This is a genomic window from Streptococcus sp. 116-D4 (assembly GCF_009731465.1).
GTDB lineage: Bacteria > Bacillota > Bacilli > Lactobacillales > Streptococcaceae > Streptococcus > Streptococcus pseudopneumoniae_E.
This window is the reverse complement of the sequence record NZ_AP021887.1, coordinates 1,367,938-1,388,348: the sequence shown is the minus strand read 5'-3', so window position 1 is coordinate 1,388,348 and position 20,411 is coordinate 1,367,938. Positions and strand designations below refer to the sequence as shown.

20 protein-coding genes and 1 pseudogene are annotated in these 20,411 nt (G+C 41.3%); 18 read left to right on the top strand and 3 right to left on the bottom strand.

The window, feature by feature from the left end:
• The first annotated feature begins 52 nt into the window (after positions 1 to 52).
• The 5 genes and pseudogenes from pabB (at position 53) to UKS_RS07065 (ending at position 5,134) form a co-directional block, all read left to right on the top strand.
• Positions 53 to 1,774 carry an aminodeoxychorismate synthase component I gene (pabB, locus tag UKS_RS07085; protein ID WP_156012333.1) on the top strand — a complete coding sequence of 574 codons (1,722 nt, stop codon included), beginning with the start codon at positions 53 to 55 and terminating at the stop codon, positions 1,772 to 1,774.
• Positions 1,775 to 2,392, top strand: a complete 618-nt coding sequence (locus UKS_RS07080; RefSeq protein ID WP_156012332.1) for an alpha/beta fold hydrolase — start codon at positions 1,775 to 1,777, stop codon at positions 2,390 to 2,392.
• A gap of 49 nt (positions 2,393 to 2,441) precedes the next feature.
• A pseudogene (locus UKS_RS07075) lies at positions 2,442 to 3,128 on the top strand (excalibur calcium-binding domain-containing protein); the annotation flags it as partial.
• Positions 3,129 to 3,237: 109 nt separating this feature from the next.
• Positions 3,238 to 4,197, top strand: coding sequence for an ROK family glucokinase (locus UKS_RS07070; RefSeq protein WP_156012330.1), 960 nt, complete (start codon positions 3,238 to 3,240; stop codon positions 4,195 to 4,197).
• Between the two features lie 97 nt (positions 4,198 to 4,294).
• A complete protein-coding gene (locus tag UKS_RS07065; protein WP_156012329.1) occupies positions 4,295 to 5,134 on the top strand; it encodes a thymidylate synthase in 840 nt (279 codons plus the stop codon).
• Between the two features lie 118 nt (positions 5,135 to 5,252).
• Here the strand turns inward: UKS_RS07065 and UKS_RS07060 are convergent, their stop codons facing one another.
• Positions 5,253 to 5,423, bottom strand: coding sequence for a DUF3042 family protein (locus UKS_RS07060; protein ID WP_049496579.1), 171 nt, complete (start codon positions 5,421 to 5,423; stop codon positions 5,253 to 5,255).
• Between the two features lie 120 nt (positions 5,424 to 5,543).
• On the opposite strand from UKS_RS07060, the gene miaA reads away from it, so the two are divergent.
• Genes miaA through UKS_RS07035 form a run of 5 tightly spaced genes read left to right on the top strand, consistent with a single transcriptional unit; the run spans position 5,544 to position 9,995 of the window.
• Complete coding sequence (miaA, locus tag UKS_RS07055; RefSeq protein ID WP_156012328.1) at positions 5,544 to 6,428, top strand: tRNA (adenosine(37)-N6)-dimethylallyltransferase MiaA; 885 nt, start codon at positions 5,544 to 5,546, stop codon at positions 6,426 to 6,428.
• Positions 6,421 to 7,665 carry a GTPase HflX gene (hflX, locus tag UKS_RS07050; RefSeq protein ID WP_156012327.1) on the top strand — a complete coding sequence of 415 codons (1,245 nt, stop codon included), beginning with the start codon at positions 6,421 to 6,423 and terminating at the stop codon, positions 7,663 to 7,665. The genes miaA and hflX overlap by 8 nt, the downstream gene beginning before the upstream one ends.
• Positions 7,652 to 8,275 (top strand): cystathionine beta-lyase, encoded by a 624-nt coding sequence (locus UKS_RS07045; RefSeq protein WP_156012326.1) that lies wholly within the window; start codon positions 7,652 to 7,654, stop codon positions 8,273 to 8,275. The genes hflX and UKS_RS07045 overlap by 14 nt, the downstream gene beginning before the upstream one ends.
• A 14-nt stretch (positions 8,276 to 8,289) precedes the next feature.
• Positions 8,290 to 9,219: a ribonuclease Z gene (gene rnz, locus UKS_RS07040; RefSeq protein ID WP_156012325.1), complete on the top strand. Its 930-nt coding sequence runs from the start codon at positions 8,290 to 8,292 to the stop codon at positions 9,217 to 9,219.
• 20 nt (positions 9,220 to 9,239) lie between these two features.
• Positions 9,240 to 9,995, top strand: coding sequence for an SDR family NAD(P)-dependent oxidoreductase (locus UKS_RS07035; RefSeq protein ID WP_156012324.1), 756 nt, complete (start codon positions 9,240 to 9,242; stop codon positions 9,993 to 9,995).
• Positions 9,996 to 10,048: 53 nt separating this feature from the next.
• Here UKS_RS07035 and UKS_RS07030 read toward each other — a convergent pair whose 3' ends face one another.
• Positions 10,049 to 10,957: a LysR family transcriptional regulator gene (locus UKS_RS07030; protein ID WP_001222593.1), complete on the bottom strand. Its 909-nt coding sequence runs from the start codon at positions 10,955 to 10,957 to the stop codon at positions 10,049 to 10,051.
• Positions 10,958 to 11,020: 63 nt separating this feature from the next.
• Between UKS_RS07030 and UKS_RS07025 the strand changes: the two genes are divergently transcribed.
• Both UKS_RS07025 and UKS_RS07020 read left to right on the top strand, forming a co-directional pair.
• Positions 11,021 to 11,290 (top strand): YqgQ family protein, encoded by a 270-nt coding sequence (locus tag UKS_RS07025; RefSeq protein WP_173020471.1) that lies wholly within the window; start codon positions 11,021 to 11,023, stop codon positions 11,288 to 11,290.
• Complete coding sequence (locus UKS_RS07020) at positions 11,290 to 11,673, top strand: rhodanese-like domain-containing protein (RefSeq protein ID WP_156012322.1); 384 nt, start codon at positions 11,290 to 11,292, stop codon at positions 11,671 to 11,673. The genes UKS_RS07025 and UKS_RS07020 overlap by 1 nt, the downstream gene beginning before the upstream one ends.
• Positions 11,674 to 11,706: 33 nt before the next feature.
• Here UKS_RS07020 and UKS_RS07015 read toward each other — a convergent pair whose 3' ends face one another.
• The gene (locus UKS_RS07015; protein ID WP_156012321.1) at positions 11,707 to 12,432 is read right to left on the bottom strand and encodes a 16S rRNA pseudouridine(516) synthase; all 726 of its coding nucleotides are present in this window, start codon (positions 12,430 to 12,432) and stop codon (positions 11,707 to 11,709) included.
• A 161-nt stretch (positions 12,433 to 12,593) separates the two neighbouring features.
• Here UKS_RS07015 and typA point away from each other — a divergent pair, with 161 nt between their 5' ends.
• The 6 genes from typA (at position 12,594) to UKS_RS06985 (ending at position 20,407) form a co-directional block, all read left to right on the top strand.
• A complete protein-coding gene (typA, locus tag UKS_RS07010; RefSeq protein ID WP_050234201.1) occupies positions 12,594 to 14,435 on the top strand; it encodes a translational GTPase TypA in 1,842 nt (613 codons plus the stop codon).
• A gap of 19 nt (positions 14,436 to 14,454) precedes the next feature.
• Entirely contained in the window at positions 14,455 to 14,709 is a 255-nt protein-coding gene (locus tag UKS_RS07005) for a DUF3165 family protein (protein WP_117306344.1), read from the top strand.
• 364 nt (positions 14,710 to 15,073) lie between these two features.
• A complete protein-coding gene (locus UKS_RS07000; protein WP_156012320.1) occupies positions 15,074 to 17,095 on the top strand; it encodes a bacteriocin-associated integral membrane family protein in 2,022 nt (673 codons plus the stop codon).
• 1 nt (position 17,096) lies between these two features.
• On the top strand, positions 17,097 to 17,738 hold the full coding sequence (locus tag UKS_RS06995) for an ABC transporter ATP-binding protein (RefSeq protein WP_000571283.1): 642 nt from the start codon (positions 17,097 to 17,099) through the stop codon (positions 17,736 to 17,738).
• Between the two features lie 256 nt (positions 17,739 to 17,994).
• A complete protein-coding gene (gene murD / locus UKS_RS06990; protein ID WP_156012319.1) occupies positions 17,995 to 19,347 on the top strand; it encodes a UDP-N-acetylmuramoyl-L-alanine--D-glutamate ligase in 1,353 nt (450 codons plus the stop codon).
• A gap of 1 nt (position 19,348) precedes the next feature.
• On the top strand, positions 19,349 to 20,407 hold the full coding sequence (locus tag UKS_RS06985) for a UDP-N-acetylglucosamine--N-acetylmuramyl-(pentapeptide) pyrophosphoryl-undecaprenol N-acetylglucosamine transferase (protein ID WP_156012318.1): 1,059 nt from the start codon (positions 19,349 to 19,351) through the stop codon (positions 20,405 to 20,407).
• The last annotated feature ends 4 nt before the right edge of the window (positions 20,408 to 20,411 follow it).

Below are 20,411 nucleotides of genomic sequence, written 5' to 3'. Positions count from 1 at the left end.
TCTCATCTGCTTTGCGGATGAGGGTTTTCTTATTTTATGCTATACTTAAGGTATGCATAGAAAAACAGTGATTGATTTTAGATCTTTGGGGGAGAGATACACCTTTACCCAGCCGATTAAAGAGTTAAAAACGAGAGATTTAGCAGAAGTGGCAAACTTGCTGGCACAAGTGGAAAGCTACCAAGAGCAAGGCTACTACGTGGTGGGCTATGTCAGCTATGAGGCTGCACCTGCTTTTGAGGAGAAATTAGCAGTTCACAAGGCACCTTTATTGCAAGAGTATTTGCTTTACTTTACTGTTCACGATAGGGTGGAGACCTCCCCTATTCCTCTGACTTATGATGGGGTTGATTTGCCTTCAAATTGGCAGGAAGTAACGTCTGAAAAGGACTATGAAAAGGCGATTGCTCAGATTCACCATCATTTACGCCAGGGGGACACCTATCAGGTCAACTACACCGTCCAACTCCAGCAAGACTTAAGTGCTAATCCTTTTGCCATCTACAATCGCATGGTGGTAGAGCAGGAGGCAGGCTACAATGCCTATGTTGAACATGACGAGATGGCAGTGATTTCCATGAGCCCAGAGCTCTTTTTTGAGCAAAATGGCCGCGAGTTGACAACGCGACCAATGAAGGGAACGACTCAGCGTGGCGTGACTGACCAAGAAGATCTTGCCCAAGCTAGCTGGTTAGAGCAGGATCCTAAAAATCGGTCTGAAAATATGATGATTGTGGACCTCTTGCGCAATGATATGAACCGTATTTCCGAAGTGGGCAGCGAGCACGTGGAGCGTCTGTGTCAGGTAGAGCAGTATTCGACTGTCTGGCAGATGACTTCGACCATCAAGAGTCAGTTGCGAGAGGATGTGAACTTGGTTACCATTTTTCGCTCTCTCTTTCCTTGTGGATCCATAACGGGAGCTCCGAAAATTGCAACTATGGAAATCATCAAGGACTTGGAGCCACAACCACGTGGAGTCTACTGTGGAACGATTGGTCTCTTGCTTCCATATGGGCGACGGATTTTTAATGTGGCCATTCGGACCATTCAACTCTACAAGGGTCAAGCTATCTATGGAGTTGGCGGAGGGATTACATGGGATAGCACATGGGAATCTGAATACCGCGAGATCCATCAAAAGGCAGCTGTTCTCTATCGTAAACAAGCTCGTTTTCAGCTGATTACTACTGGAAAAATCAGCCAGAAGTGCTTGCTGTTTGAGAATCAACATATAGAAAGACTGAGAAAAGCCAGTCGGTATTTTGCCTTTCCATTTGATTTAGAAGACTTGAAACAAAAGATAGAGGAGGAGTGTCAGGCTTGTGATGCTAATCAAGATTACCGCTTGCGTATTTCTCTTAGCAAATCTGGAAAGATAGAACTCAGTCGCCAAGTATTGGAACCTCTCAGTCTAAGTTTTTGTCAGGCCAAACTTTGTCTTCAGGAAGCGAATTTGCAACAAGCCTTTACCTACTTCAAAACGACTCACCGACCGCATTTGAGCCTAGGGGAACAAGAGAAAATTTACCACAATAAGTCAGGAGAACTACTTGAAACATCTATCGGAAATTTGGTTCTGAAAATTTCTGGGAAACTCTACACACCGCCTATCCGACTTGGAATTTTGCCAGGAATTTACCGTCAGTATTTGCTGGAAACAGGCCAGGTAGAAGAGCAAGTCTTGACCTTGGCAGATTTAGCCCAAGCAGAAGTTATTTACGGCTGTAATGCAGTGAGAGGTTTATATGAGCTAATCATACAGGAGAACTAGATGAAACTGATATTTTTGCACGGGCTAGGGCAGTCAGCAGAGTCTTGGAAAGAAGTTCGAAATCGACTGACAGATTATCCTTCGGAGGCTATTGAGTTATTTCCTTTTGGAGTTAGCAACTATCAACAAGCAAGAGAGCGAGTTTATCATCATCTAGCTCAAGAGACAGAACCTTTTATTTTGGTTGGATTGTCCTTAGGTGCTGCCCTGGCATTAGAACTATCTAGTTACGATTTACCAAATCTTCAAGCCTTGGTTTTGTCAGGTTGCCCACTGAAACTAGCGGGTAACATTCCTTTTTGCATTCAATTGCTGATATTTAAATTACTTCCCAAAAGAGTATTTGAAAAACAGGGAGCAGACAAAGCTCTTATGGTCGGAGTTTCTGAGGAATTGAAGACACTTGATTTAACGGATATATCAAGAACTTGTCCTTATCCAACCTTACTAATTTGTGGCAGCAAAGATAAACCGAATCTTAGTTCTATGAGAAGTCTTCATAAACTAATATCAGAATCTCAATTTCAGATTATACCAGATGGTCCTCATGTCTTGAATGAGGCTAAACCAAAAGAGTTTGCTAAACAGATTAAATCTTTCCTTGAATTGCTGAAATAAGTTTGATAAAATAATAGTGAAATCGATAACATCCTTATAGGAGAAAGAAATGAACAAACGTCTATTTTTAAAAATGGGTCTGGCTACCTTGCCAGTCTTAGCCTTGTTTTCACAACCAGTGTTAGCAGAAGAAAACATTCATTTTTCTAGTTGTAAAGAAGCCTGGGCGAATGGATACGCAGATATTCACGAGGGAGAACCTGGTTATTCTGCCAAGTTAGACCGCGATCATGATGGTGTGGCTTGCGAATTGAAAAATGCTCCTGAGGGTGCTTTCAAAGCAAAACAATCAACTGTGGCTCAAACTAATACAAGTTCAGCAACAACAAGTGGTTGGGTTCAGCAGGACGGTGCTTGGTACTACTTTGATGGAAATGGAAATCCAGTGAAAAATGCTTGGCAGGGAAGTTATTACCTGAAAGCTGACGGTAAAATGGCACAGAGTGAATGGATTTATGACTCTTCTTATCAAGCTTGGTATTACTTGAGATCAGATGGTTCTTATGCAAAAAATGCATGGCAAGGAGCTTACTATCTTAAATCAAACGGTAAAATGGCACAAGGTGAGTGGGTTTATGACTCTTCTTACCAAGCCTGGTATTACTTGAAATCAGATGGTTCGTACGCTCGCAATGCATGGCAAGGAAACTATTACCTGAAATCAGATGGTAAAATGGCTAAAAATGAACGAGTTGATGGAGGCCGTTACTATGTAGATGCTTCCGGTCTATGGAAACCATAAGTAAGGATAAAATCTAGAAAGTTAATGCAAACCTTTGCACTGATTGGCGGATTTTGTTATACTAGTACTGTAAGCATTTTCAATTAAGAATAAGGAGAAGACGATGAGTCAAAAGATTATTGGGATTGACCTTGGTGGAACTTCTATCAAGTTCGCTATTTTAACGCAAGAAGGAGAAATCCAAGAAAAATGGTCTATTAAGACAAACATTTTGGATGAAGGAAGCCATATCGTAGACGAAATGATTGAAACGATTCAACACCGATTGGGCTTGCTTGGATTGTCTGCTGAAGATTTCCGTGGAATTGGTATGGGATCACCTGGTGTGGTTGACCGTGAAAAAGGGACTGTTATTGGTGCCTATAACTTGAACTGGAAAACTCTTCAACCAATCAAAGAAAAAATGGAAAAAGCTTTGGGGATTCCATTCTTTATAGACAATGATGCCAACGTGGCAGCTCTTGGTGAGCGTTGGATGGGTGCTGGTGACAACCAACCAGATGTTGTCTTTATGACACTTGGTACAGGTGTTGGTGGCGGTATCGTAGCAGAAGGTAAATTGCTTCACGGTGTTGCAGGTGCTGCTGGTGAACTTGGACACATCACAGTTGACTTTGATCAACCAATCGCATGTACTTGTGGTAAAAAAGGCTGTCTTGAGACAGTAGCTTCAGCGACAGGTATCGTTAATTTGACTCGTCGTTACGCAGATGAATACGAAGGCGACGCAGAGTTGAAACGCTTGATTGATGACGGAGCAGAAGTAACAGCTAAAACTGTCTTTGATTTGGCAAAAGAAGGAGACGACCTTGCTTTGATTGTTTACCGTAACTTCTCACGTTACTTGGGAATCGCTTGTGCCAACATCGGCTCAATCCTAAACCCATCAACAATCGTTATTGGTGGTGGTGTATCAGCTGCAGGAGAATTCCTTCTACAAGGTGTTCAAAAAGTCTACGATGAAAATACCTTCCCACAAGTACGCACATCCACAAAATTGGCTCTTGCAACACTAGGAAATGACGCTGGAGTTATCGGAGCAGCATCACTTGTATTGCAGTAAAATAAAAAAGGAGAAAATTGCTTTCTGTAAGCGAGTGATTTTCTTCCTTTCTTTTTTTATGCTATACTAGTTAGAACAATAAATGAGGTGAGAGAGAATGACAAAAGCAGATACGATTTTTAAAGAAAATATTGAACGAATCTTGAATGAAGGTGTTTTTTCTGAGCAGGCGCGTCCCAAGTACAAGGATGGAACGGTAGCTAACTCCAAGTACATCACAGGGGCCTTTGCAGAGTATGATTTGTCTAAGGGTGAATTTCCCATCACAACTTTGCGTCCTATCGCTATTAAATCAGCTATTAAAGAAGTGCTTTGGATTTACCAAGATCAATCAAATAGCCTGGAAGTTCTAAATGATAAATACAATGTTCATTATTGGAATGACTGGGAAGTGGGAGATACAGGGACAATCGGTGAGCGTTATGGGGCTGTTGTAAAGAAACACGACATCATTAACAAGATTCTCAAACAGTTGGAAGCCAACCCTTGGAATCGCCGCAATATCATATCGCTCTGGGATTATCAAGCTTTCGAAGAAACAGAAGGGCTGCTCCCATGCGCCTTTCAGACCATGTTTGATGTTCGCCGTGTTGATGGAGAAATCTATCTGGATGCGACCTTGACTCAGCGTTCGAATGACATGTTAGTAGCCCACCACATCAACGCTATGCAGTACGTAGCTCTTCAAATGATGATTGCCAAGCATTTTGGCTGGAAAGTTGGAAAGTTCTTCTACTTTATCAATAACCTTCATATCTATGACAATCAATTTGAACAAGCTCAGGAATTGCTTCGTCGTGAGCCGTCAAACTGCCAACCACGTTTGGTCTTGAATGTACCGGATAAGACTAATTTCTTTGATATTAAAGCAGAGGATTTTGAGCTGGTTGATTATGATCCTGTGAAACCACAATTGAAGTTTGACCTAGCTATTTAATATTCTTCGAAAATCTCTTCAAACCAGGCTAGATTCCTAGTTTGCTCTTTGATTTTCATTGAGTATAAAAGAATAGAAAAAAGAAGTTGAGACAATGAATCCCAACTTCTTTTATTTCTTAACGTGATACGCGGCGACGAGCTGCTTTCTTACGGTTTTCTTCGATGAAAGCTGTTTTTTGCTCTTCTGGTTCAATCACTTTCTTTTTGAAAGTGTATACTGCACCTGCAACGGCAGCAACAGTTCCTGCGACACCTGTTACAAGACCTTTACCGAATCCTTTAGCCATGAATCTTCCTCCTTTATATTTTCAATCAGCCAGCCTCTTCAAGAGGTCACATTTTTCTGACTGACCTTTTTGTGTTATAATAATAGTAACGAAAAAATGGAAATTTTTCAAGGAAAAAAGATGAAAATAAAAATAATTGTGATTGTTGGACCGACTGCAGTTGGAAAAACAGCCCTAGCCATTGAAGTTGCAAAACGTTTTAATGGTGAAGTGGTTAGTGGCGATAGCCAACAAGTCTATCGAGGGCTAGATATAGGAACGGCCAAGGCTAGTCCAGAAGAGCAGGCAACTGTTCCTCATCATTTAATCGATGTTAGAGAGGTAACCGAGTCTTACTCGGCTTTTGATTTTGTTTCAGAATCCAAGCTGGCTATTGAGGATATTCACAGTCGTGGCAAGCTAGCTATTATCGCTGGTGGGACTGGACTTTATATCCAGAGCTTACTAGAAGGTTATCACCTGGGTGGGGAGACTCCCCATGAAGAGATTTTGGCCTATCGAGCTAGCTTGGAACCTTACACAGATGAGGAACTAGCTCATCTGGTGGAGCAAGCAGGCCTTGAAATTCCCCAGTTTAATCGTCGTCGTGCCATGCGTGCCTTGGAAATTGCCCATTTTGGTCAAGACTTAGAAAATCAAGAAAGTTTATATGAACCACTGATTATTTGTTTGGATGATGAACGTAGTCAACTCTATGAACGTATCAATCACCGAGTGGACCTGATGTTTGAAGCTGGACTTTTAGACGAAGCCAAGTGGCTCTTTGACCATTATCCAGATGTTCAGGCTGCTAAAGGGATTGGTTACAAGGAACTCTTTCCTTATTTTCGTGGAGAGCAGTCTTTGGAAGAAGCTAGTGACAGCCTCAAACAGGCGACTCGCCGATTTGCCAAGCGTCAGTTGACCTGGTTCCGTAATCGCATGCAGGTGACCTTTTATCAGATTGGAGAAGCTGGTGTGCAGGACCGCATTTTAAGCCAGATAGAGGAGTTTTTAAATGATTGAAACGGAGAAAAAAGAAGAGCGAGTCCTGCTGATTGGTGTGGAATTGCAGGGCATGGACAATTTTGACCTCTCCATGGAAGAGCTGGCTAGTCTGGCTAAGACGGCTGGTGCAGTTGTAGTCGATAGTTACAGACAAAAACGTGAAAAATATGATTCCAAGACCTTCGTCGGCTCAGGTAAGTTGGAAGAAATAGCTCAAATGGTGGACGCAGAAGAAATCACGACAGTCATCGTCAACAACCGTCTGACGCCAAGGCAAAATGTTAATTTAGAGGAAGTTCTCGGTGTTAAGGTCATTGACCGGATGCAGTTGATTTTGGATATCTTTGCCATGCGAGCTCGAAGCCATGAAGGGAAGCTTCAAGTCCACCTAGCCCAGCTAAAATACCTCTTGCCTCGTTTGGTTGGTCAAGGGATTATGCTCAGCCGTCAGGCAGGGGGAATTGGTTCCCGTGGTCCAGGTGAAAGTCAGCTGGAGCTAAACCGTCGGAGTGTTCGCAACCAGATTACAGATATCGAGCGCCAGCTCAAGGTGGTTGAGAAAAATCGGGCGACAGTCAGAGAAAAACGTCTGGAGTCCAGCACCTTTAAGATTGGTTTGATTGGTTATACTAATGCTGGTAAATCAACTATCATGAACACCTTGACTAGCAAGACCCAGTATGAAGCAGATGAGCTTTTTGCAACTCTGGATGCGACAACTAAGAGCATCCATCTTGGTGGCAATCTACAGGTAACCTTGACAGATACCGTTGGATTTATTCAAGACCTACCAACCGAATTGGTGTCCAGTTTTAAGTCAACCTTGGAAGAAAGCAAGCATGTTGATCTTCTGGTTCATGTTATCGATGCTAGCAATCCTTATCACGAGGAGCATGAAAAAACAGTTCTTTCCATCATGAAAGACTTGGACATGGAGGATATTCCTCGCTTGACCCTTTATAATAAAGCGGATTTGGTGGAGGATTTCACACCTACTCAAACGCCTTATGCCCTCATTTCTGCTAAATCTAAGGATAGTCGAGAACAGTTGCAGACTTTATTGCTAGAGAAAATCAAGGATATTTTTGAAGCCTTTACCCTACACGTGCCTTTTTCTAAGTCTTACAAGATTCATGATTTGGAGAGTGTTGCTATCCTAGAAGAACGTGACTACCAAGATGACGGCGAAGTCATCATAGGCTTCATTTCTGAGAAAAATAAATGGAGATTAGAGGAATTTTATGACCGATATTAAAACGTTGGCTCTAAAATATGGGGGCTATACAAGTCTGGACAAGGTCTATCTGGATCAGCTTTTAGCTGGTAGGTCTGAAGAGGAACAGCTAGCCCTTATCACTCCTCCGCCTAGCGTAGTGAATGCCTACTTTGCAGAACTCTACCAGAAAAAGAGTCCCGAGGCTGCGACCGATTATTTTGCGGAAGTCAGTAAAGAATTAAACCTCTACAATGCTGAGCCAAATTTCATGGAAGAAAGCAAGCCCTTTATTCGTCTTAATCTGTCTGGTAAATCCTTTGGTTTTTGCTACGAGAAAGAAGGTCTTGGTCGGATTTTCTCTGAACACGAGGAAGCCATTACAGATGAATTACTCTTTGAGATTGCGCAAATTTTTCATCATCAGCTGGTTTTTGAGGAGTCTGGGAAAATTTACATGAAAGTAATCGGAGAAGAGGAAGTTGTTAATGTTGAAAGTCTCACAGCTTTGACAGATTTGGAAAGCTTGGCAGATGGTCGTATGCGTCTCAAAGGTTATAGCCAAGAGGATTTACTACAAGAAGCTAGAGCGTTCTCTGGCAAATTTTATTACCGCTCGGAAAATAGAACTGCTATGTTATATATTGATTAATTAGAAAGTATCGAATGGATATTCAATTTTTAGGAACGGGGGCAGGTCAGCCCTCTAAAGCCCGCAACGTTTCAAGTCTTGCCCTAAAACTCTTGGACGAAATTAACGAAGTCTGGCTCTTTGACTGTGGAGAAGGAACGCAAAATCGCATTCTGGAAACCACGATTCGACCACGTAAGGTCAGCAAAATCTTTATCACCCACTTGCACGGAGACCATATTTTTGGCTTGCCAGGTTTTCTTTCGAGTCGTGCCTTTCAAGCCAATGAGGAGCAGACAGATTTGGAAATTTATGGACCCCAAGGGATCAAGTCATTTGTCTTAACCAGCCTTCGTGTGTCAGGTTCGCGCCTGCCTTACCGTATTCATTTTCATGAGTTTGACCAAGATTCTCTAGGCAAAATCCTTGAAACCGATAAATTCACGGTATATGCAGAAGAGCTGGATCACACTATTTTCTGTGTGGGCTACCGTGTCATGCAAAAGGACCTAGAAGGCACTCTGGATGCTGAAAAACTCAAGGCTGCTGGCGTCCCATTTGGCCCGCTTTTTGGTAAAATTAAAAACGGTCAGGATGTTGTTTTGGAAGACGGTACTGAAATCAAGGCAGCAGACTATATCTCAGCCTCACGTCCAGGTAAGATTATCACTATTCTTGGTGATACCCGCAAAACCAGTGCTAGTGTGCGTCTGGCTGTCAATGCCGATGTCCTTGTCCATGAATCGACTTATGGCAAGGGTGATGAAAAAATTGCTCGCAATCATGGTCACTCTACTAACATACAGGCAGCGCAGGTGGCAGTAGAAGCAGGAGCCAAACGCCTCTTGCTTAACCATATCAGTGCCCGTTTCCTCTCAAAAGATATCAGCAAGCTCAAAAAAGATGCTGCTAGCATTTTTGAAAATGTCCATGTAGTCAAAGATCTAGAAGAAGTGGAAATCTAAAAGCTTGAGAAAGGATAAGTATGTCTACTATTCTCATTACCGGAGCTAGTGGTGGCCTAGCCCAAGAAATGGTCAAACTTCTGCCAAATGACCAACTCATCTTGCTTGGTAGAAATAAGGAAAAATTAGTCCAACTCTACGGAAACCATCCCCATGCAGAATTGATTGAAATCGATATTACCGATGACTCAGCCCTAGAAACTCTGGTAGCAGACCTCTATCTTCGCTATGGCAAGATTGATGTCTTGATAAACAACGCTGGTTACGGAATTTTTGAGGAATTTGACCAGATTTCTGACCAAGATATTCATCAGATGTTCGAGGTCAATACCTTTGCCCTGATGAACCTATCTCGTCGCCTTGCGGCTCGAATGAAAGAAAGCCGAAAAGGCCATATCATCAATATTGTTAGCATGGCAGGTTTAATCGCTACTGGCAAGTCTAGTCTCTACTCAGCGACTAAGTTTGCAGCGATTGGTTTTTCAAATGCTCTTCGCCTCGAACTCATGCCCTATGGAGTCTATGTGACAACAGTCAATCCAGGTCCAATCCGTACAGGATTTTTCGACCAGGCCGATCCAGATGGAACTTATCTCAAATCGGTTGACCGTTTCCTACTAGAACCAGATACAGTGGCTAAAAAGATTGTCAAAATTATAGGAAAAAACAAACGCGAACTCAATCTTCCTTTTTTGCTCAATGTAGCTCACAGATTTTATACCCTCTTCCCTAAGTTAGCTGATAAGTTGGCAGGAGAAACTTTTAATTATAAGTAAAAAGAACCAATATGCAGGTTGTTGCTAGCCTACATATTGGTTCTTATTATTTCTCAACTATCAAACTGGACTTCTTCTAGTAGATAGTCGATAAAGCGTTCGCCCATCTTAGATAGACTGGTTTTCTCATGCTGGATATAGACCAGCTCAATGGAGTCGTCAATGTCCAGTGGGATAGAAACGATATTGTCTCCGTTGAGGTTGCTGTTTAAAATTCCTGTTGCAATGGTATAACCGTCCAAACCAATCAAGAGATTAAAGAGGGTGGCACGGTCACTGACTACGATAGATTTCTTGTGATGCTCTTGAGAAAGAATCTCCTCTGAAAAGTAGAAGGAGTTGTGAGTTCCTTGGTCATAGCTGAGATAAGGGAAGTTTTCCAAATCAGATAGTTTGACCTTGTCTTTTTTTGCTAGAGGATTGGTCTTGCTGACAAAGATATGGGGTTGGGCGGTAAAGAGATGGTGGGCAAGCAGGTGGTTGTCATCTAGCATCTTAGTCAAAACATCTCGGTTATAACTGTTTAAAAAGAGGACACCGACCTCACTACGGAAATTTTTGACGTCGTCGATAATCTCCCAAGTACGAGTTTCACGAAGGAAGAGCTCGTATTTTTCCATATCACTCTTTTTAAGTAATGATACAAAGGCATTGACCACAAAGGCATAGTGCTGGGAGGAAACGCTAAAGAGTTCGCGGTGGGCGACAGGATTTTTATAACGTTCCTCCAGAAGCTGGGTTTGCTCGACAACCTGACGGGCATAAGAGAGAAACTCCATCCCATCACGGGTCAAGGTGATCCCCTTGGGATTGCGGATAAAAATCTCAATACCCATTTCATTTTCTAAATCTCTCACAGCATTGGAAAGACTTGGCTGAGTGATAAAGAGTTGCTTGGCGGCTTCATTCATGGAGCCAGTTTCGACGATTTTGATAATATAGTGTAATTGTTGAATTCTCATATTTTTATTGTACCATACTTGCGTCAGAATCGCCAAAGATGATAGGAAAATCAGGAGCATTGTGTGAGTCCCTTCTTGAAAAAAACACAAAAATTTGCTAGAATGAGTCTTATGAAAACATTCTATGATGTGCAGCAATTCCTCAAACGATTTGGTATTATTGTTTACATGGGAAAACGCTTATATGATATTGAACTGATGAAGTTGGAACTCACTCGGATTTACGATGCAGGGTTGATGGACAAATTAGACTATCTAGAGGCAGAAGCAGTTCTTCGCAGAGAGCACAAGATAGAATTGGATTATATTGAGAAAAATGGAGAAAAGAACTAATGGTTACTTGGATTTTGTTGGCACTTATATTAGCAATGTTGGCGTGGATGGGCTTTAACTATCTTCGTATTCGCCGTGCGGCTAAAATTGTAGATAATGAGGAGTTTGAAGCCTTGATTCGTACGGGTCAATTGATTGATGTCCGTGAACCAGCAGAATTCCACAGAAAACATATACTCGGAGCTCGCAATATTCCTTCAAATCAGTTGAAGTCAAGCCTTGCAGCCCTTCGTAAGGATAAACCTGTCCTTCTCTACGAAAACCAACGCGGACAAAGAGTGACCAATGTAGCCCTTTACTTGAAAAAACAAGGTTTTTCTGAGATTTATATCCTTTCTTATGGTTTGGATTCTTGGAAAGGGAAAGTCAAAGTTGAGAAATAAGAAAACGAGCTTGGATGTTTCCGAGCTCATTTTTTAACCACTTTTTCTGAGAAATTCACGAATGTTTGCTAATTCTTGGGAGTTTAGGGGGCGATAGTCTCCTTCTTGAAGATTGTCATCCAAGCTCCAAGGCCCAAAATGAGTACGTTTAAGGGAGGTCACCTTAACACCAACCGAGAGGAACATTTTCTTGACTTGATGAAATTTTCCTTCTGAAATGGTGATAGAGGCTTGACTAAGGGAAGGACTTGCAGATAGAATCTCTAGTCTTGCAGGTTTACAGACAGTACCATCTAAAAAGACAATTCCCTTTTGAAAGGCTTGGATATGGTCAGGTGTCAGAAGTCCATTGACCTCAACTTGATAAGTTTTATCGACATGATATTGGGGATGGAGGAGCTGAAAGCCTAAGGGGCCATTATCGGTCAAGAGGAGGAGTCCTGTCGTATCTCGGTCCAGTCGGCCGACGGCATAGAGCTTGTCAGACTGGATGCCAGGCGGAAGGAGATCCATGACGGTTGGAAGTTTCTTGTCTTTGTTGGCTGTCACGACACCGGCAGGTTTATGAAGCATAAGGTAGGTGTGCTCATAGCCTTGAATGATTTGGTCCTGAAAAAGGAGTTCCTGTAGTCCTGTATCGATATTTTGGGCTAGGGAGCGGGCTGGGCGACCATCGACGAGAATGTCCCCTTTGAGAAGAGCTTGCTTCATGGCCTTTCGGCTGATTTTTTCTTGGGCTAATAAATTATCTAAACGCATACTGTGCCTATCTTATCATAAGTCGCTTGCTTTGAAAAGGCTTGACGTGAAAAGAAAAGCAGAGTGAAAACATTTACACTTGCTTGAGTTATGTTATTTACCTGAAATTATGGTATAATCGTTCAGTTAGAAAATAAATTTTGAATATTATAGAGGAAATCATGACAAAATTAAGAGAAGATATCCGTAACATTGCGATTATCGCCCACGTTGACCACGGTAAAACAACCCTCGTTGACGAATTATTGAAACAATCAGAAACGCTTGATGCACGTACTGAATTAGCTGAGCGTGCTATGGACTCAAACGATATCGAAAAAGAACGTGGAATTACCATCCTTGCTAAAAATACAGCTGTTGCCTACAACGGAACTCGTATCAACATCATGGATACACCGGGACACGCGGACTTTGGTGGAGAAGTTGAGCGTATCATGAAAATGGTTGACGGTGTTGTCTTGGTCGTAGATGCCTACGAAGGAACAATGCCACAAACTCGTTTCGTATTGAAAAAAGCTTTGGAACAAGACCTTGTGCCTATCGTTGTGGTTAACAAAATCGATAAGCCATCAGCTCGTCCAGCAGAAGTAGTGGACGAAGTCTTGGAACTTTTCATCGAGCTTGGTGCAGATGACGACCAACTTGATTTCCCAGTAGTGTATGCTTCAGCGATCAACGGAACTTCTTCATTGTCAGATGATCCAGCTGACCAAGAAGCGACTATGGCACCAATCTTTGATACGATTATCGACCATATCCCAGCTCCAGTAGATAACTCAGCTGAGCCTTTGCAGTTCCAAGTATCACTTTTGGACTACAATGACTTCGTTGGACGTATCGGTATCGGTCGTGTCTTCCGTGGTACTGTGAAGGTTGGGGACCAAGTTACCCTTTCGAAACTTGACGGCACAACGAAGAACTTCCGTGTTACAAAACTCTTTGGTTTCTTTGGTTTGGAACGTCGTGAAATTCAAGAAGCCAAAGCAGGTGACTTGATTGCCGTTTCTGGTATGGAAGACATCTTTGTCGGTGAAACCATTACTCCGACAGACGCAGTTGAAGCTCTTCCAATCCTACACATCGATGAGCCAACTCTTCAAATGACTTTCTTGGTCAACAACTCACCATTTGCTGGTAAAGAAGGTAAATGGGTAACTTCTCGTAAGGTAGAAGAACGCTTGCAGGCAGAATTGCAAACAGACGTTTCCCTTCGTGTTGACCCAACTGATTCACCAGATAAATGGACTGTTTCAGGACGTGGAGAATTGCACTTGTCAATCCTTATCGAAACAATGCGTCGTGAGGGTTATGAACTTCAAGTATCTCGTCCAGAAGTTATCGTAAAAGAAATTGACGGTGTGAAATGTGAGCCATTTGAACGTGTTCAAATCGACACTCCAGAAGAATACCAAGGTTCTGTTATCCAAAGCCTTTCTGAACGTAAAGGTGAAATGTTGGATATGATTTCAACTGGTAATGGTCAAACTCGTTTGGTCTTCCTTGTGCCAGCGCGTGGTTTGATCGGATACTCAACTGAGTTCTTGTCAATGACTCGTGGTTACGGTATCATGAACCATACTTTCGATCAATACTTGCCATTGATTCCAGGTGAAATTGGTGGACGTCACCGTGGTGCCCTTGTTTCTATCGATGCTGGTAAGGCTACAACTTACTCAATCATGTCTATCGAAGAACGTGGTACGATCTTTGTCAACCCAGGTACTGAGGTTTACGAAGGAATGATTATCGGTGAAAACTCTCGTGAAAATGACTTGACAGTTAATATCACTAAGGCGAAACAAATGACTAACGTTCGTTCAGCTACTAAGGACCAAACAGCTGTTATCAAGACCCCTCGTATCTTGACACTTGAAGAGTCTCTTGAGTTCTTGAACGACGACGAGTACATGGAAGTAACGCCTGAGTCTATCCGTTTGCGTAAACAAATCCTTAACAAGGCAGAGCGTGAGAAAGCTAACAAGAAGAAAAAATCAGCTGAATAAGAGCTAGAAAGAGATAAAGATGGTTTATTTAATCATAGGACTCCTCTTATTGCTACTCTATGTATTTGCGACACCAGAAAGCATTAAAGGGACAGTTAATATCGTCCTTGTCGTCCTTGCTTTTGTAGCACTTTTGATTTTGATTATGTTATCTGTCCTGCAAATCCTTCAGCTACCGACAGAATTCTTTATCGCAATCGCCATGCTCTTCCTAGCATACTTTAGCTTGCGAGATATCACCCTCATGTCGGTCCATAAAAGTAAAAGAAGATAAAAAGAGAGTTTCGGCTCTCTTTTTTTGCTAGAAATTTTACAATAGTTCCAATTGCCTTTTACTATAACATCATCTCTTTTGCTTATAAAGTATGAATGGGTAAAGCTTGAATAAAATTCTTTTCCGACATCTATTTCTAAGGTAACTGTAAAATTCTATTACTAATAATATTTTGCTAAAATATGTTGATAAATTATATAGAAAGTGATATACTTAAGTTATAAGAAACCGTTTTCAAAAAAGAATTCAATTGGTTGTCTTGTTGCTCAGGGTGTAATGGATTAAACTAGGATAATAATTCTAAGAATTTATAAAAGATAAAATATTTTTCTATAGGATTATTCTCTTATACAAGGAGTCTACTATGAAGAAACTATTCATATTATTATCAACTTTTTTTCTCAGCTTCTTCTTTGCTTGGATTATAGTCTTACGTGCGCCACAATATTTATATGCAAGCTATGATTCCGTTTCTCTACTTCGTGTCAAAAAAGATACTCAGGAACCGACGCGTGAGGTATTTGAAAAGGAATTAGAGAAGTTTGTAAACTCAGAACAGAGTTTAATAGCTAGAAGAATTGTAGAGCCGAGTAAGGATGGGACGACTCACTTTACTTATGCAACTTATGGTCAGGGAGCATTACCAAAAGAATTCCAAGAAGCTAGCCAAGAAAGTCGTGAACGTAGTGATCCGCTAAATAGTTATCTCCTTTTATCAGGCTCCTTGACGAAAGAAAAGCTAGCCGATAAATTAGGAGATTTGGGTTATAAAGCAATTGCTGACCGAAAGACACCTCCTTATTCTCTTGCTTTTCGAATTTTACTAAATCCACTTATTTTAATTAGTTTAGCAATATTTGGCTTATCTTTCTTTGCTTTAGTGATTATCACTCGGATTAAGGAAATGAGAGTAGCAGGTATAAAACTCTTTTCTGGTCAGACACTCTTATCAATCATGGGGCATTCTTTATCGACTGATATCAAGTGGCTCCTTCTATCAGCCCTCCTTTCCTTCCTAGGTGGGGGAGTCGTTCTTTTTAGTCAAGGTTTGTTTTATCCTATCTTGTTAGCTACCTATGGTTTTGGGATTAGTTTTTACCTTTTGTTTTTATTGGGGATTTCAATTTTACTAATGCTCCTTTACCTAATGAGTTTGAGTTACAAAGCATTGGTTCCCGTTATTAAGGGAAGATTACCCCTTAAACGCTTGATGGCTTTAACCCTATTGTGTCAGTTAGTAGCTGTTTTTACAGTAGGCTACGCTGTTAAGACGGGTTTGACGTCTTACCAACGATTGAAAGAACTTGAAATTTCAAAACAAGCATGGCATGACAGAGTAGACTATTATCAAATTTCTTTTGGCTTAGGTGACAGAGGAAAAGATACAGAAAATCTGAATAAGTGGTATGAATTTTCCAAAGAAGCAGTTGAAAAAGAACAGGCTCTATTTGTAAAAGATAATCTCATTCATTTTGCAAATCCTCAAGGAAAAAATGAACAGGGAGAGACACTGGATACCTATAGTCCAGATGCTAATATTCTCTATGTCAGTCCAAGTTATTTAGACAAGGAAAATGTGGCTGTAAATGGTGAGACTAGACAGAAACTAGCCCATCTTCAAAAAGGTGAATTTGGACTCTTATTACCAGAATCTCTTCGTTCACAGGAAGCAGAACTTAAGAAAGTTTTTGAAGAACGTTTGAACTATTACGGAAAATCAAGCGAGGATAAAGACGCTCCTTTAGAGTATGAAATGAGAGCGATTGTTAGCTATCTTCCAACAGGAGAAAAACGATTTGTTTATAATAACGGTGAAAATCCAGTATCTATTCAGTACTTAACCGATCCGATTTTAGTTGTATTTACTCCAACATCTACAGGTGATAGTATCATTTCCAAATCTAGTTGGTCTATCAATGCTGGAAAGCAACTCTTTATCAAGGGATATGAGAGTGGTCTATCTCTCTTGAAGGAAGCTGGAATTTATGAGCAAGTATCTTATCTTAAAGAAGGAAGAAGTGTTTATCTAACTCGTTATAATGAAGTGCAAACTGAAACAGCAACTTTAATCTTAGGAGCTATTGTTGGGATAGCCAGTTCCTTATTACTCTTTTATTCTGTCAATCTTCTATATTTCGAGCAATTCCGTCGAGATATCTTGATTAAACGAATTTCAGGTTTACGATTTTTTGAAACGCATGCTCAGTATATGGTTAGTCAATTTGCCAGTTTTGTATTTGGTGCTAGTCTCTTTATTTTACGCAGTAGAGACTGGGTAATTGGCTTACTCACTTTATTAGTCTTTCTAGTTAGTGCAGTTCTGACGCTTTACCGTCAAGCGCAGAAAGAATCTCGTGTTTCTATGACAATTATGAAAGGAAAATAGGATGATTGAACTAAAGAATATATCTAAAAAATTTGGAAGCCGTCAGCTATTTTCAGATACGAATCTTCATTTTGAAGGTGGGAAAATTTATGCCTTAATCGGTACAAGTGGCTGTGGTAAGACAACACTCTTGAATATGATTGGACGATTAGAGCCATATGACAAAGGGCAAATCATCTATGATGGTACTTCTCTTAAGGACATCAAGCCTTCTGTTTTCTTTAGAGATTACTTAGGATACTTATTTCAAGATTTTGGCTTAATTGAAAGTCAAACCGTCAAAGAGAATCTCAATCTGGGTTTAGTTGGTAAAAAGTTGAAAGAAAAAGAGAAAATCTCTTTGATGAAACAAGCTCTAAACCGTGTTAACCTCTCTTATTTAGATTTAAAGCAACCTATCTTTGAATTATCAGGAGGAGAAGCACAACGTGTTGCACTAGCGAAGATAATTTTAAAGGATCCACCTTTGATCCTCGCAGATGAACCAACCGCTTCCTTAGACCCAAAAAACTCTGAGGAATTACTTTCTATCCTAGAATCTTTAAAAAATCCGAATCGGACCATTATTATTGCGACCCACAATCCTCTTATTTGGGAGCAAGTGGACCAAGTTATTCGAGTTACCGATTTATCACATAGATGATAAGGTAAGATTCATACTCAATGAAAATCAAAAAGCAAACTAGGAAGCTAGCCGCAGGTTGCTCAAAGCACTGCTTTGAGGTTGTAGATAAGACTGACGAAGTCAGTTACATATATCTACGGCAAGGCGAAGCTGACGTGGTTTGAAGAGATTTTCGAAGAGTATCAGTTAGAAGAAAGAGTCACAAACACACTTTGTGGCTTTTTTATTTCCATAAAAATGGTAAAATAGTAAGAGTAGAAATGGAGTTCGAGACATGAAAGTAATAGATCAATTTAAAAATAAGAAAGTCCTTGTTTTAGGTTTGGCCAAGTCTGGTGAATCTGCAGCTCGTTTGTTGGACAAGCTAGGTGCTATTGTGACGGTAAATGACGGGAAACCATTTGAGGACAATCCAGCTGCGCAAAGTTTGCTGGAAGAAGGGATCAAGGTCATCACAGGTGGCCATCCTTTGGAACTCTTGGATGAAGAGTTTGCCCTTATGGTGAAAAATCCAGGCATTCCCTACAGCAATCCCATGATTGAAAAGGCTTTGGCCAAAGGTATCCCTGTCTTGACTGAGGTGGAATTGGCTTACTTGATTTCAGAAGCACCGATTGTTGGGATTACTGGTTCGAACGGTAAAACTACCACAACGACCATGATTGGGGAAGTTTTGACTGCTGCTGGCCAACATGGTCTCCTATCAGGAAATATTGGCTATCCTGCCAGTCAAGTGGCCCAAACTGCGACAGACAAGCACACGCTTGTCATGGAACTTTCTTCTTTCCAATTGATGGGCGTTCAAGAATTCCATCCAGAGATTGCAGTTATTACCAACCTCATGCCAACTCATATCGACTACCATGGCTCGTTTGAAGAGTATGTAGCAGCCAAGTGGAATATCCAGAACAAGATGACAGCGGCTGATTTCCTTGTCTTGAACTTTAACCAAGACTTGGCAAAAGAATTGGCTAGTAAAACAAAAGCTACTGTTGTACCATTCTCAACGCAGGAAAAGGTTGATGGAGCTTATCTGGAAGATGGTCAGCTATACTTCCGTGGGGAAGTTGTCATGGCAGCGAATGAAATCGGAGTTCCAGGTAGCCACAATGTGGAAAATGCCCTTGCAACGATCGCTGTAGCCAAGCTTCGTGGTGTGAATAACCAAACCATCAAAGAAACTCTTTCAGCCTTTGGAGGTGTCAAACACCGTCTCCAATTTGTGGATGAAATCAAGGGTGTCAAATTCTATAATGATAGCAAGTCAACCAATATCTTGGCTACTCAAAAAGCCTTGTCAGGATTTGACAACAGCAAGGTCATTTTGATTGCAGGTGGTTTAGACCGTGGTAATGAGTTTGACGAACTGGTTCCAGATATTACTGGACTCAAGAAAATGGTCATCCTGGGTCAGTCAGCAGAACGTGTCAAACGAGCAGCAGAGAAGGCTGGTGTGGCATATGTGGATGCGACTGATATTGCTGATGCGACCCGCAAGGCTTACGAGCTTGCGACTCAAGGAGATGTGGTTCTTCTCAGTCCTGCTAATGCCAGCTGGGATATGTATGCTAACTTTGAAGTACGTGGCGACCTCTTTATCGACACAGTAGCGGAGTTAAAGGAATAATATGAAAAAAATTGTCTTTACAGGTGGGGGGACGGTTGGACATGTCACCCTCAACCTTTTGTTGATGCCTAAGTTTATCGAAGATGGCTGGGAAGTCCACTATATCGGAGACAAGCGTGGTATCGAACACCAAGAAATCCTCAAGTCAGGTCTAGATATCACCTTCCACTCTATTGCGACTGGAAAATTGCGTCGTTATTTCTCTTGGCAAAATATGCTGGACGTCTTTAAAGTTGGTTGGGGAATTGTCCAATCGCTCTTTATCATGTTGCGACTTCGTCCACAAGCACTTTTTTCAAAGGGAGGCTTTGTCTCTGTGCCGCCTGTTATCGCAGCACGTGTTTCTAGAGTGCCTGTCTTTATTCACGAATCTGACCTGTCTATGGGCTTGGCCAATAAAATCGCTTATAAATTTGCGACCAAGATGTATTCAACCTTTGAGCAACCTTCAAGTTTGACTAAGGTCGAGCATGTGGGAGCAGTGACCAAGGTTTCAGATCAAAAAAATCTAGAACCCGATGAATTGGTAGATATTCAAACCCACTTTAATCCCCAATTGCCAACTATATTGTTTGTCGGTGGTTCTGCGGGCGCTCGTGTCTTTAACCAATTGGTGACAGACCATAAGAAAGAGCTGACAGAACGCTACAATATTATCAATCTAACTGGAGATTCTAGCCTGAACGAGTTGAGCCAAAATCTTTTTCGTGTTGACTATGTGACCAATCTCTATCAACCCTTGATGGAATTGGCTGATATTGTTGTAACTCGAGGTGGCGCCAATACGATTTTTGAGCTCTTGGCCATGGCAAAATTACATGTCATTGTACCGCTTGGGCGTGAAGCTAGTCGTGGTGACCAGATTGAAAATGCGGCTTACTTTGTAAAAAAAGGCTATGCAGAAGAGCTTCAAGAAAGCGATTTGACCTTGGATAGTTTGGAAGAGAAGCTTTCTCACTTACTAAGTCACAAGGAAGACTACCAGACTAACATGAAGGCTTCTAAGGAATTGAAATCTCTAGCAGATTTTTATCAATTGTTGAAAAAAGATTTATCATAAGGAA

Excerpts from the sequence above, each read along its gene's own strand:
- pabB (WP_156012333.1), top strand. The coding sequence starts at position 53 with ATGCATAGAAAAACAGTGATTGATTTTAGATCTTTGGGGGAGAGATAC.
- UKS_RS07080 (WP_156012332.1), top strand. The coding sequence starts at position 1,775 with ATGAAACTGATATTTTTGCACGGGCTAGGGCAGTCAGCAGAGTCTTGG.
- UKS_RS07070 (WP_156012330.1), top strand. The coding sequence starts at position 3,238 with ATGAGTCAAAAGATTATTGGGATTGACCTTGGTGGAACTTCTATCAAG.
- UKS_RS07065 (WP_156012329.1), top strand. The coding sequence starts at position 4,295 with ATGACAAAAGCAGATACGATTTTTAAAGAAAATATTGAACGAATCTTG.
- UKS_RS07060 (WP_049496579.1), bottom strand. The coding sequence starts at position 5,423 with ATGGCTAAAGGATTCGGTAAAGGTCTTGTAACAGGTGTCGCAGGAACT.
- miaA (WP_156012328.1), top strand. The coding sequence starts at position 5,544 with ATGAAAATAAAAATAATTGTGATTGTTGGACCGACTGCAGTTGGAAAA.
- hflX (WP_156012327.1), top strand. The coding sequence starts at position 6,421 with ATGATTGAAACGGAGAAAAAAGAAGAGCGAGTCCTGCTGATTGGTGTG.
- UKS_RS07045 (WP_156012326.1), top strand. The coding sequence starts at position 7,652 with ATGACCGATATTAAAACGTTGGCTCTAAAATATGGGGGCTATACAAGT.
- rnz (WP_156012325.1), top strand. The coding sequence starts at position 8,290 with ATGGATATTCAATTTTTAGGAACGGGGGCAGGTCAGCCCTCTAAAGCC.
- UKS_RS07035 (WP_156012324.1), top strand. The coding sequence starts at position 9,240 with ATGTCTACTATTCTCATTACCGGAGCTAGTGGTGGCCTAGCCCAAGAA.
- UKS_RS07030 (WP_001222593.1), bottom strand. The coding sequence starts at position 10,957 with ATGAGAATTCAACAATTACACTATATTATCAAAATCGTCGAAACTGGC.
- UKS_RS07020 (WP_156012322.1), top strand. The coding sequence starts at position 11,290 with ATGGTTACTTGGATTTTGTTGGCACTTATATTAGCAATGTTGGCGTGG.
- UKS_RS07015 (WP_156012321.1), bottom strand. The coding sequence starts at position 12,432 with ATGCGTTTAGATAATTTATTAGCCCAAGAAAAAATCAGCCGAAAGGCC.
- typA (WP_050234201.1), top strand. The coding sequence starts at position 12,594 with ATGACAAAATTAAGAGAAGATATCCGTAACATTGCGATTATCGCCCAC.
- UKS_RS07005 (WP_117306344.1), top strand. The coding sequence starts at position 14,455 with ATGGTTTATTTAATCATAGGACTCCTCTTATTGCTACTCTATGTATTT.
- UKS_RS07000 (WP_156012320.1), top strand. The coding sequence starts at position 15,074 with ATGAAGAAACTATTCATATTATTATCAACTTTTTTTCTCAGCTTCTTC.
- UKS_RS06995 (WP_000571283.1), top strand. The coding sequence starts at position 17,097 with ATGATTGAACTAAAGAATATATCTAAAAAATTTGGAAGCCGTCAGCTA.
- murD (WP_156012319.1), top strand. The coding sequence starts at position 17,995 with ATGAAAGTAATAGATCAATTTAAAAATAAGAAAGTCCTTGTTTTAGGT.
- UKS_RS06985 (WP_156012318.1), top strand. The coding sequence starts at position 19,349 with ATGAAAAAAATTGTCTTTACAGGTGGGGGGACGGTTGGACATGTCACC.